Raw genomic sequence first — 10,823 nt, 5'->3', positions numbered from 1 at the left:
AGTATCCCGTAGTCGCATGTGGCCTCAGACGGCCTGAAACGAAGCGAGTAGACGTGACGACCCAATATCTAGACCTCTTTGCACGCCTCATAGAAGGTTCCGACGGGGGAAAGAGAGAGTTCCTGGAGATCGGTCGGCTCGCCGGGAACTTTCCCGCGGCCAGCGTACGCAGCAGTGGACACGTTGGTGACCCGGACAGCATCAGCGTCTGGTGCAGCAACGACTACCTCGGCATGGGCCAGCATCCCGCGGTGCTCGAAGCCATGAAGGAGGCGGTCGACAAGTACGGTGCCGGCGCCGGCGGCTCACGCAATATCGGCGGCACCAACCACTACCACGTGCTGCTGGAGAAGGAGCTCGCCGAATTACACGGCAAGGACGAAGCCCTCCTGTTCACCTCCGGCTATACCGCCAACGACGGTGCGTTGTCCGTCATCGCCGGCCGCATGGAGGGGTGTGTCGTCTTCTCCGACGCCCTCAACCACGCGTCCGTCATCGACGGCCTGCGCCACAGCCACTCCCAGAAACAGATCTTCCGCCACAACGACCCCGCTCACCTGGAAGAACTGATAGCGGCGGCAGACCCGGACGCCCCCAAGCTCATCGTGGCCGAGTCCGTGTACTCGATGAACGGTGACATAGCCCCGCTGCCCGAACTCGCCGACATCGCCAAGCGCCATGGGGCGATGACGTACCTCGACGAGGTGCACGCGGTGGGCATGTACGGCCCGGAGGGCGCCGGCATCGCGGCCCTGGAGGGCATCGCCGACGAGTTCACCGTCATCATGGGCACGCTGGCCAAGGGCTTCGGCACCACCGGCGGCTACATCGCCGGCCCCGCCGAAGTCATCGAGGCGGTGCGCATGTTCTCCCGCTCCTTCATCTTCACCACCGCGCTGCCGCCCGCCGTGGCCGCCGGCGCCCTGGCCGCCGTACGCCATCTGCGGTCCTCCGAGGCCGAGCGGGAACAGCTCTGGTCGAACGCGCAGTTGATGCACCGGCTGCTGAACGAGCGTGGCGTTCCCTTCATTTCGGACCAGACGCACATCGTGTCCGTCCTGGTGAGGGACGAGGCCGTGTGCAAGCGGATGTCCGCGCTGCTGCTCGAACGGCACGGGATCTATGTGCAGGCGATCAACGCGCCGAGCGTGCGGACGGGTGAGGAGATCCTACGGATCGCCCCCGGAGCCGTGCACACCGCCGACGACGTACGCGGATTCGTCGACGCCCTGGACCAGGTCTGGGAGGAGGCGGGCTCCGCCCGCGTGCCGGCGCCCCCGGCAGCTCCGACCAGTTGACCTTGGTCACCGAACTCGGCTCTGTCGACGATCTTGTGACATCGAAAAGATCACGGGTTGTGAAGTACGCGCCGCGGAGGAGACCGAGGTTGGCCCGGCCAATCCCATGCCCCTGAGGAGTCTGACGCGTGTCACCCTGATCAGTCACCGACCGGAGGAACTCAACGACCGTAAAATAGCGGGCAGTTGGGAAGGCGACCTGATCGTCGGCAAGGGAAACAGGTCCGCGATCGGCACCCTGGTCGACCTGTCCACCCACTACCTCAAAACTCCTCCACCTGCCCGGCGGACGGAGCTCCGAGCAGGTCCGCGACGTGCTCGTCCACGCCCTCGGTGACCTACCACCGAGCTGGCCCGCTCGGTGACCAGGGATCAGGGCAGCGAGATGAACCGACATGGCGAGTTCACCCACTTCACCGGCATTCACGTCTACTTCTGCGAGCCCGCCAGTCCCTGGCAACGCGGCTCGAACGAGAACACGAACGCCCTGCTGCGCCAGTACTTCCCGAGAGCACCGACCTGCTGGAACACCCCCGCGAACCTCCTCGCTAGGCTCGTCGTAACACTGGAACGATCACCGTGTTGCGACGATGACTGGAATCCGCCCCGTCTGCTCGTCGTGGCTGTCCTGCACCCGCAGACCAAAGGACTACCAGTGTGTGGGGCAGGTAAGGGCCGGTGGCAGTTTCGTGGCGCTATCGCCCTTGGCCGCGTTTAGCTGGGACTGGGTGAGGAAAATGCTGCCGGTGAGGTCTGCGCCGCTCAGATCGGCGTCTCGTAGGTCGGCACCGATGAGATCGGCCGCTCTCAGGTCGGCGCCCTTGAGGTCGGCAGCGATGAGGTAGGCCCCGCGGAGGTTGGCGCCCCGCAAGTTGGCGGCTTTGAGGTTGGCACCGATGAGGTCGGCTCCCCTCCGGTCCTTCTTGCGGCCAGCGACCTTGGCCCGCACGAGTTCGCTCGTGCGCAGCAGCAGAGCATTGACGTCGCCCCGGTGTGCCACGACGTCCAGCTCCGTGAGTTCCTGGGCGCTGCGGCCGGTGAGGTGTTGCGTCTTTTCCAGCGCGCGGCGCAGTTCGCCGTGGATGGGACTGGCGGGCGGCAGTGTCAGTGCTTCGGCCAGGTACCAGAGGAGCTCATGGAGCTGCCGCATGACGGGAAACACGTCGAACATCTGGCGGGCGGTGCGCGGGGCCTGCCGCCAGTCCTGCCCGTTGAAGGTGATCTGGGAGACCTTCTGTCCCGCGCCGAAGCAGTCGAAGACGGTGCATCCCGAAAAGCCCCGCGGGCGGAGCTGTGTATGGATGCCGCAGCGGAAGTCCGCTTTCAGGTTCGGGCAGGGCTGTCCGGCGTCCTTGTCGATCGCGAAGTCCGCCGCGGCCGCGAAGGGCAAGGCGACGCAGCACAGCCCGAAGCAGTTGCCGCAGTCGGCTTGCAGGCCGAGATCGGCTATGTCGGGTATCGGATGTTCGCGATTCTGGGACAACGTGCGTGGGCTCCTGCCACGAGGAGCCCGCCGCTTCTCAGCGTGCTCGGAGGGGAACACCATTCTCCCAGGCCCCGGAAGTCGCTGGCGCGTCCGGTGGGCGAGGCGTTCCCTGACCCGGTTTGGGCGGTCGAGTTCTGCCCCACCGGGTCTGGTTGCCGGTGTTCAGTCTGTGTCGTGTGTGGCGATGGGGACGCGTCCGAGTTGGCGTCCGGGATTCAACCGCCGCCGACCCTGTGGTCTTGGCTGCGTTCCGTGAGCTGGGGCCCAGCTGTACGCGGGGCGGCAACTCGTTCCGGCGGACGGGCCGGAGTTCACGTGAGCGGGACCACCTTCGCGTCCCAGTCGATGTGGTGGTCGAACTGCCAGGCCATCTTCTCCGGGTTGATCAGCTTCATGGCCGTCGGCATCATGAGGTCGCGCAGAGCGCGACCGACCGGGCCCGCGGTCTTGTTGCTGTTCGTGCGGGCGCCGAGCTTGACAATGCGTTCGACGCGGGGTCGGCGCAGTTGTTCGTACGCCGCGAAAGCCTGGTCGTAAGGCAGGTCCCGCAGGCAGCGAGCCAGTTCGACGGCGCTTTCGGCGGCGATGGAGGCGCCCTGTCCGGAGCTGGACGAGGCGGCGTGGACCGCGTCGCCGATGAGGACCATTCGGCCGTGGGCCCAGTTCGTGACCCTCGGCATGTTCTCCATCGGGCCGGTGATGATGAGTTGGCCGACGTCGGTACGGCTGATCATTTCGAGGGCCGGAGTGCGGTCGTCGGCGAAGGCGGTCCGCAGGGCGCGCATCCACTCCTCCGCGCCGATCGCCTGAGCCTCGGCGACTGTCATCGGGTCGCGGTGGGGCAGGTTCACGAACCACACCGCCGAGGAGTCGTCGAAGATCTGGTAGCCGAAGAACGCGCGCTTGCCGAAGCACATGTACATGACGCCATCGGTGGAGGGCAGCCCTGACCGGTCCATCCGCGCTCCCATGCACACCAGGCCGGCGTAGCTCGGCTGCGGTGCGGCCGGGTCGATCAGGGAGCGAACCGTGGAGCGGATGCCGTCGGCGCCGATCAGGATGTCGGCGCTCGCCTGTGTGCCGTCCGCGAAGTGTGCGGTGACGCCGGAGCCGGTGTCTGTCATGCCGGTCAGCCGCTTGCCGTGGTGGATGGGAACGGAGCGATGCTCCGCCTCGTCGTAGATCGCACGGTAGAGATCGGCGCGCCAGACGAACTGCTGGAGCGGGAGGCGGGAGGGCGGAGCGAACCGCGCAAGGTGCTTGCCCGTCCAGCTCCGTAGCCCTATAGCGGTGACGGGGGTGCCGATGGCGCGGACGAGGTCGCCCGCGCCTATCGCGTCGAGGGCGTTCTGGCCGTTCGGGGCGATGGTCATGCCGCCTCCGGCCCCGTCGGCCGTGTGGTCGTACGCCTCGTGGACGGCAGCCTCGATACCTGCCTGGCGGAGCGCCATCGCGGCGACCGGGCCGGCGATACCGCCTCCGATGACGAGCGCGGTGCGGGCCTTGCCGATGCGTGTCATGACTGGTGCCCCCTCGAAGGGTCGTCGATCGTCGGTACGCCGCCGCTCTTGTGCGCGCGGCGCAGATCCTGGACGTACGCGCGGGAGAACATCGCCGACAGGATCGCGATGCCGCCGCGGTGAATGCGGATCTCGCTGTTCGTCGCAGAGCCGGACAGACGGACCAGGCGGACGGCCGCTTGGTCGCCGGTGGACGGGGATCGCGAGTCCTTGATCCGGCCGCGGGCGGTCCACCTCAGATTCCAGTAGTCGACGGCGGTGCTGTCGTCGACGAGCAGCTTGACCATGGCCCGGTCCATGTCGAGGTGGATCTCGACGTCGTCGGGGAGGCCGGAGGAGCGGAGGTCGAGGACAGCGGAGCCGCGGCGGGCCTTGACCTCGATGCGGCCGGCCTCCGTCCAGTCGCCGAGGTGCTTGACGAGGTCGTGGTCGGAGTGGATGCGCTCGGTGAGGGACATCTCGGTGGTTCCTCTCTGGCGATGCCGTGCGAATGACTTGATAGTTTCACTGAAACTAGTATCTCGTCAACTAGTTATGTCGAGGCTAGAATCGGGCCCATGCCCACATCCGCTCCCCGCAGCTCCCCCCTCGCCCTGACCGTCCTGGCCCTGCTGCACTACCAGCCGCTGCATCCGTACGGCATCCAGCGGCTGGTCAAGGACTGGGGCAAGGAGCAGGTCGTCAACGTCAGGCAGCGTGCGAGCCTGTACCGCACGATCGAGCGGCTCAACGGCGACGGGCTGATCACAGTCCGCGAGACCGGCCGTGATCAGCAGTACCCCGAGCGGACCGTGTACGAGGTCACCGACGCGGGGCGCGAGACCGCCCGCGCCTGGCTGAAGGAGATGCTCTCCGCACCCAAGGAGGAGTTCCCGGAGTTCCCGGCCGCCCTCTCGAACCTTCTGCTACTCACCAACGACGAGATGGCGGACGTACTGGAGCGGCGGGTAGGCGCCCTCACGGAGAAGCTCGACGGGCTGGAAGCGGCCATGACGGCGGAGGCGGAGCAGGGGCTGCCACGCATCACCCGCTTGGAGAGCGAGTATCTACGGGCCGTGACAGCCGCGGAGCTGGAGTGGGTGCACGCGGTGGTCGAAGACCTGCGGGCCGGCAGGCTCTCGTGGTCGAAGGAGCAGTTGGACGCCCTCGCGGCGGGGCCTGTGCAGAAGTGAGCCTGCCGGCCTTCGAACAGCTCTTCTGACCCCGGCAGAGTCCGCGCGACCCATCCCGCCCTCCCACTCCTCAACTCCAGCCCAGGGCATGGGTAAAAACGGTCGCAACGTGGATGTCGGAGGCCCGACCACGCCCGTACGGTGGGGGTGACCTGCGCAGATGCGGCAGCGTCGGCGAGACTCACGCACGAGACGGTGCAGGGGAACGCGCCAGGGTTGGCGCAGGAGATGGTGCCACGCGGCGGCTCCCTGGGCGCCGCCCTCGACGACCTCCTGCGCTCCCAGGTCACCGTGTGAGTGGGCCGTGATAGCCCTAGCCGACGACGGTGAGTTTCATGAACGGGTGTCCCTTCGGGTGGAGCCCGTCAGGCGGCTCCACCCCTTCCGCAGCCGTCAGGGGGGGTGTGCCGGCTGCGGCCGGCGGGGTTGGAATCCCGAGGCCCTCCTCCATGAGTAGGTCGTAGAACAGGTGGACCGGCACGAGTCGCTGCTGGATCGTCGAGTTCGCCAGCCCCGTCCCCGAGTCGATCGAGATCACGTTGGCACCCCGGGGGTGCGGCCGTGATCTCAACTCCCGTACGTAAACGGCGATATGGGCGGGGTTCGCGGTGACCGGATCGACGCTCTCCCGCTCGCTCATCAGCAGGTACTCGGCCAGTCCCCGACCGTAGGCGTCGATCGTGCGCGTGCCCGTACCAGATCCGTCCACACCATCAGCCAGGCCGCAACCTGCTCGTGTCGGCCGAGCGCCACTTCTCCGTGCGCACCGTCATGCCGCTCAAGCCATCTCCCAAGTCCGTGGTTGCACCGGGAAGGCATGATCACCCCCAGCAGATTCCAGGTAACAAGTAAGATGATAAAGAGTCAGATATTCTGACGAGTCAAGCTCCCTCTCCTGCGCAAACGTAGCTTCCTCACCGCGACGCAAGCCGGCCACCGGCACCCCCTCTGCCCTTGATAGAACTGCTTCATGAGTTCGAACGACGACCAGATCGTGCAGGTCGAACACCACTTCGGAGTCCGGTTTCCTCAGGACTACCGGGACTTTCTGGGCGCGACAGGAAGTCTGAGCCAGTTCATTCCTCCTGCTGAGGACTTCCTGGTGATCGACGCGCTCGACGAGCTCATCGGCATCAACAACGCCGGTGAATTCCAGAAGCGCTTCCCCGGCGCCGTCGTCATCGGCGGAGACGGAAGCCGCGAGCTGCTTGCCTACGACTTCCGCCAAGACACCCTGCCTCTGGTGACACTCGACATCTCCGCAGAAGGCTGGTCATCGGCTATCCACCAGGCAGCGTCCCTCTCCGCCCTGCTGGATCAGTTCCCTCAAACCGGATGGAAATGGGACGACACCAATCCCACGCCCTCCTGACCACTGCCTTTACGGAATGTGTGCCGGAACCCAACGAACACCTACGAAGCCATGCGGGCCTGGGAACTCCCGGCGGCCCGGGTGTCCCTGCGGAAGCGGTGGGACGCCATCGCCCCAGCGTTTGCCGGGCACATTGCCGCGGTCGGGTACGACGCAGACTCAGGCCGGCTCACCGTGTGCCCCGGAGCGGCGGCCTGGGCGACGAAGCCGCGCCTGGAGCAGGCCCGCGTCGTCCAGGCGGCGAACGAGTCGGCGGGCCGTATGGTCGTGGGTGGTCTGCGCATCCTCGCGCCCGGGGCGATGCCTGCGCGCGAGCCGGGCGACGCCGCCCCGGCGGCCGTGCTCAACGGCCCGGTGAAAACTCGCGCGTTGGCGTCCGGGGGCTACCGCCAGGCGCTTGCCGCGCATCAGTGCGCCGCGCCCGTGCGGCGGGTGGGCCAGGGCGTCGCGCCGGCAGTCGAGCGGCAGAGCCGTGCGATGCGCGAGCCGAGCCGCCGCGCTTTGCCGGAGCCGGATGTGTCCTCGGATGGCCAACTGGCCCCGATCGAAGTGGTCCCCGTCCAGCGCCGCCGTGAAGCTGAGGCCACCCGCACCCTTGCGCAGCCCGGCGCTGCGCTGCGCCGGGCCAGGGCTGATGCGTTCTCAGTCAGTGAAATGCCCAGCCTGGCTCGGTCAGGGTTTCCCGGCACCGGGTGCTGGTGCCGGGAACGCCACAACCTGCCCGCTGGGTTGCCGGGACTCGGGTCCGCCCCAGATCTGGCCGACGACGAACAGGCGTGGGTCGTCCCCGCGGCTGAGCGCGCAGGCGAAGGCGCCGCGATCCAGGTCGACTGTAGCGAGCACTTCACCGCCCCCGCGCACACGAACACAGTGCTGGTTACCGACGTCGGCATACCAGACGGCGCCTTCGGCATCCATACAGATCCCGTCCGGGTGGTCGTCGGGTGTCTCCGCCCAGACGCGCCGGTTGTCGAGGCCGCCGCGGCTGCCGATGTCGTATGCGGTGAGCCGGTTCGCATACGACTCAGCAACAATCAGCGTGGCACCGTCCGGACTGATCGCCATACCGTTGGGGAACGCGAGGCCGTCGGCGATTTGAGTGACGTTGCCTTCCGGCGTGACGATCACGATCGAGCCCGGCGCGAACTCGCCGCCGGGAAAATCGAAGCCGATGGTGTTGACATAGGCGTTGCCTCGGTCGTCGACGACGATGTCGTTCCACGGCTTCTCCGAGACCTTGGAAAGGTCGGCATGCTGCACGAGTGAACCGTCTGGTTCATGGCGCAGAAGCCGTCGTTGTGCCGAGTCCACGACGAGCATCCGACCGTCGGGCAGGAAGTCGATGCACATCGGGAAAGACGGGACGGTCACCACCGCTTCATGGCGTCCGTCGGCGTCAAGCGTGATCACCTGGTGCGCGCCCCAGTCGGCGATCCAGAGTTGCTCGTTGTGCCAGCGCGGTGACTCACCGAACACGATGCCTTCCATCAGGACCTCGGGTGCGCTCATCACGCTTCTCCTCTCGCTTCGTAGAGGGAAGACCTGCCCAGGCACCAGAACTCATCGCGGTCCGTACTGCGAGGAAGCTGCGAGCCCTTGCGTTCGTATCGGATGGTGAGGCGGCGGCAGCCGAAGAGCCGAGCGATCGACCGTTCGATACCCGGAACGCACTGCGGCCGGAAGGCCGGCCACTGAGCGGACCTGGTCCAGGCCCGCGGCGTATGCCAGGGCGCGGTCGACGTCGCGAGCTCCCGGTGGATCCCGGCCCCCGATGCCCGGTGTAGGTCTCTTTTCAGCCATGCCTCTGCAACGTCCCTGTACGGAAAGGTACTTCCATACAGGAGCATGCACCTGACATCTTGCATCCACCACTCGTTTCGTACGGCCCGGCCGGTGCCCTCAGCACGGCCGGGCCGTCTCCGGAGGACGCTTTGATACCCCACATATTCAGCCGCCCCAGACGCACGCTGGTGCTGGCGGCCACGCTCGGCGCCGCCCTCGCGTTCGGCGCCCCGGGCGCCCTTGCGGGCACGCTCCCCGTCGCCTCCTCCACCGCGCCGGCCGCCAAGGCCCACGCTCCGGCCGCCGTGCCGGCTTCCCAGAGTGCGACCTGGGTGGCCGGCACGCGTGCCTACCTCGTGATCACCGCCCCCGGTGACAGTTCGGCGGTCCGGTCCGCGATCGCGGCAGGCGGCGGCACCGTCTTCTCGAACTTCGACGCCATCGGCGTGATCGTCGCCCACTCGGCGTCCAGCGGATTCGCCGCCGCCATGCGCGGCGTCGCCGGCGTGCAGCAGGTCGGCGCCACGCGTACCTCGGACGTCCCGGCCGACGCCTACAACCCGGCGCTCCCGGCCAATCCGGCCCAGGCCTCGACCCCGGCAGGAGAACCGGTCCGGGCCGACATGAGCCAGATCAAGGCCGACCAGGCCTGGGCCGTGAACCCGGGCTCGGCCTCCGTCACGGTCGGTATCCTGGACACCGGTGTGGACGACCAGCACCAAGACCTGGCGCCCAATTTCGACGCGGCCGACTCGGTCTCCTGCGCCTACGGCAAGCCCGACACCCGTGCCGGCGCCTGGCGGGACGTCGACACGCACGGCACCCACGTCGCGGGCACCATCGCCGCGGCCAAGAACGGCCGTGGCGTCATCGGAGTGGCACCCGGAGTGAAGATCGCCGCGGTCCGGGTCGCCGAGCCGGGCAACTCCTTCTTCTTCGCCGAGAACACCATCTGCGGCTTCGTCTGGGCCGGTGACCACGGCTTCAAGGTCACCAACAACAGCTATTACACGGACCCGTGGCAGTTCAACTGCCCGGACAACATCGACCAGGCCGCCATCATCGAGGGCGTCAAGCGCGCCCAGGAGTACGCCGAGGGCAAGGGCTCCCTCCAGATCGCCGCCGCGGGCAACGAGAACTACGACCTCGCCCACAAGACGACCGACTCCGCGAGCCCGAACGACTCGACGCCGGTCACCCGCACCATCACCAACGCCTGCCTCGACATACCGACTGAGCTGCCGGGCGTGGTCACGGTCGCGGCCAACGGCACGGGCGTCACCAAGGCATCGTTCTCCAACTTCGGGCAGGGCGTCATCGACGTCGCGGCGCCGGGCAGCAGCGTGTACTCCACCGTCCCCGGCGGCGGCTACGGCAGCAAGAGCGGCACCTCGATGGCCACCCCGCACGTGGTCGGCGTGGCCGCGCTCATCGCCAGCGCCAACCCGGGCATCACACCGGCGCAGATCCGCGCCAAGCTGGCCGCCCAGGCAGGCGACATCGCCTGCCCCTCGGACAGCCGCTGCACGGGTACGACGGCCGACAACTCGTTCTTCGGCGAAGGGCAGGTCGACGCCCTCAAGGCCGTGGGGACCACCCCGCAGCCCGGCAAGTACTTCGAGAACCTCGCGGACTTCGCCATCAACGACAACGCGACCGTGGAGAGCCCGATCGCCGTAACCGGCGTGACCGGCAACGCCCCGGCCACCCTCAAGGTGGGTGTGGACATCAAGCACACCTACGTCGGTGACCTGAAGGTCGACCTGGTGGCGCCGGACGGCACCGTCTACATGCTGCACAACCACACCGGCGCCGGCGCCGACAACATCGCCCAGACCTACACCGTGGACGCCTCCTCGGAGGTCGCGAACGGCACCTGGAAGCTGCGCGTCAACGACAACGCCGCCTCCGACACAGGCAAGATCGACGCCTGGAACCTGACCTTCTAGCGCAGGGCCCGGCAACGCCCGCGTACAGCACGCACTGCGCCGGCGACAGCTCCCAGCCCGCGGCCGCGGACAAGGCGGGCTGCGGTCTGTTCGGCCAGGGCTGCGAACTGCTGGGCGGCAGAGGGCATAGGGGCCCCGGCGGCGGTGTACGACGCCGTCGGGCCTCTATGCCGGAGGCGGCCAGGAAGGCCGCGGACGGCCTGGGCGGCTGTCCCGCTCACCGTGCGCCGCCTCCCTGAGGAAC

10 protein-coding genes and 3 pseudogenes are annotated in these 10,823 nt (G+C 67.7%); 8 read left to right on the top strand and 5 right to left on the bottom strand.

Annotated features, from left to right (window positions below; all coding sequences use genetic code 11):
- The first annotated feature begins 53 nt into the window (after positions 1 to 53).
- The 3 genes and pseudogenes from hemA to QA861_RS46940 form a co-directional block, all read left to right on the top strand.
- Positions 54 to 1,298 (top strand): 5-aminolevulinate synthase, encoded by a 1,245-nt coding sequence (gene hemA, locus QA861_RS01525; protein ID WP_334586345.1) that lies wholly within the window; start codon positions 54 to 56, stop codon positions 1,296 to 1,298.
- 148 nt (positions 1,299 to 1,446) lie between these two features.
- Positions 1,447 to 1,571, top strand: a pseudogene (locus QA861_RS46945) (IS30 family transposase); the annotation flags it as partial.
- Positions 1,572 to 1,653: 82 nt separating this feature from the next.
- A pseudogene (locus QA861_RS46940) lies at positions 1,654 to 1,810 on the top strand (IS30 family transposase); the annotation flags it as partial.
- Positions 1,811 to 1,947: 137 nt separating this feature from the next.
- On the opposite strand, the gene QA861_RS01515 reads toward QA861_RS46940, so the two are convergent.
- The 3 genes from QA861_RS01515 to QA861_RS01505 all read right to left on the bottom strand — a co-directional run bounded on the left by QA861_RS01515 (position 1,948) and on the right by QA861_RS01505 (position 4,762).
- Entirely contained in the window at positions 1,948 to 2,781 is an 834-nt protein-coding gene (locus tag QA861_RS01515; RefSeq protein WP_334586344.1) for a pentapeptide repeat-containing protein, read from the bottom strand.
- A 314-nt stretch (positions 2,782 to 3,095) separates the two neighbouring features.
- Entirely contained in the window at positions 3,096 to 4,304 is a 1,209-nt protein-coding gene (locus tag QA861_RS01510; RefSeq protein ID WP_334586343.1) for an FAD-dependent oxidoreductase, read from the bottom strand.
- Positions 4,301 to 4,762, bottom strand: coding sequence for a hypothetical protein (locus QA861_RS01505; RefSeq protein ID WP_334586342.1), 462 nt, complete (start codon positions 4,760 to 4,762; stop codon positions 4,301 to 4,303). The genes QA861_RS01510 and QA861_RS01505 overlap by 4 nt, the downstream gene beginning before the upstream one ends.
- Positions 4,763 to 4,861: 99 nt before the next feature.
- Here QA861_RS01505 and QA861_RS01500 point away from each other — a divergent pair, with 99 nt between their 5' ends.
- Together QA861_RS01500 and QA861_RS01495 are read left to right on the top strand one after the other, a co-directional pair.
- Positions 4,862 to 5,476, top strand: coding sequence for a PadR family transcriptional regulator (locus QA861_RS01500; RefSeq protein WP_334586341.1), 615 nt, complete (start codon positions 4,862 to 4,864; stop codon positions 5,474 to 5,476).
- Positions 5,477 to 5,623: 147 nt separating this feature from the next.
- On the top strand, positions 5,624 to 5,773 hold the full coding sequence (locus QA861_RS01495) for a hypothetical protein (protein ID WP_334586340.1): 150 nt from the start codon (positions 5,624 to 5,626) through the stop codon (positions 5,771 to 5,773).
- Positions 5,774 to 5,789: 16 nt separating this feature from the next.
- Here QA861_RS01495 and QA861_RS01490 read toward each other — a convergent pair whose 3' ends face one another.
- Entirely contained in the window at positions 5,790 to 6,185 is a 396-nt protein-coding gene (locus tag QA861_RS01490; RefSeq protein WP_334586339.1) for a site-specific integrase, read from the bottom strand.
- A 261-nt stretch (positions 6,186 to 6,446) separates the two neighbouring features.
- Here QA861_RS01490 and QA861_RS01485 point away from each other — a divergent pair, with 261 nt between their 5' ends.
- Positions 6,447 to 6,848: an SMI1/KNR4 family protein gene (locus QA861_RS01485; RefSeq protein ID WP_334586338.1), complete on the top strand. Its 402-nt coding sequence runs from the start codon at positions 6,447 to 6,449 to the stop codon at positions 6,846 to 6,848.
- 51 nt (positions 6,849 to 6,899) lie between these two features.
- Positions 6,900 to 7,121 (top strand): annotated as a pseudogene (locus QA861_RS01480) (DciA family protein); the annotation flags it as partial.
- A 399-nt stretch (positions 7,122 to 7,520) separates the two neighbouring features.
- Here the strand turns inward: QA861_RS01480 and QA861_RS01475 are convergent.
- Positions 7,521 to 8,357 (bottom strand): SMP-30/gluconolactonase/LRE family protein, encoded by an 837-nt coding sequence (locus tag QA861_RS01475; RefSeq protein ID WP_334586337.1) that lies wholly within the window; start codon positions 8,355 to 8,357, stop codon positions 7,521 to 7,523.
- 461 nt (positions 8,358 to 8,818) lie between these two features.
- On the opposite strand from QA861_RS01475, the gene QA861_RS01470 reads away from it, so the two are divergent.
- Entirely contained in the window at positions 8,819 to 10,579 is a 1,761-nt protein-coding gene (locus QA861_RS01470) for a S8 family peptidase (protein ID WP_334590419.1), read from the top strand.
- Positions 10,580 to 10,823 lie beyond the last annotated feature (244 nt).

The sequence above is a fragment of the Streptomyces sp. B21-083 genome (genome assembly GCF_036898825.1).
Taxonomy (GTDB): Bacteria; Actinomycetota; Actinomycetes; order Streptomycetales; family Streptomycetaceae; genus Streptomyces.
The sequence above is the reverse complement of the archived record's forward strand: the minus strand, read 5'-3'. Positions and strand labels throughout refer to the sequence as shown.

Excerpts from the sequence above, each read along its gene's own strand:
- QA861_RS01510 (WP_334586343.1), bottom strand. The coding sequence starts at position 4,304 with ATGACACGCATCGGCAAGGCCCGCACCGCGCTCGTCATCGGAGGCGGT.
- QA861_RS01505 (WP_334586342.1), bottom strand. The coding sequence starts at position 4,762 with ATGTCCCTCACCGAGCGCATCCACTCCGACCACGACCTCGTCAAGCAC.
- QA861_RS01475 (WP_334586337.1), bottom strand. The coding sequence starts at position 8,357 with ATGAGCGCACCCGAGGTCCTGATGGAAGGCATCGTGTTCGGTGAGTCA.
- QA861_RS01485 (WP_334586338.1), top strand. The coding sequence starts at position 6,447 with ATGAGTTCGAACGACGACCAGATCGTGCAGGTCGAACACCACTTCGGA.
- QA861_RS01500 (WP_334586341.1), top strand. The coding sequence starts at position 4,862 with ATGCCCACATCCGCTCCCCGCAGCTCCCCCCTCGCCCTGACCGTCCTG.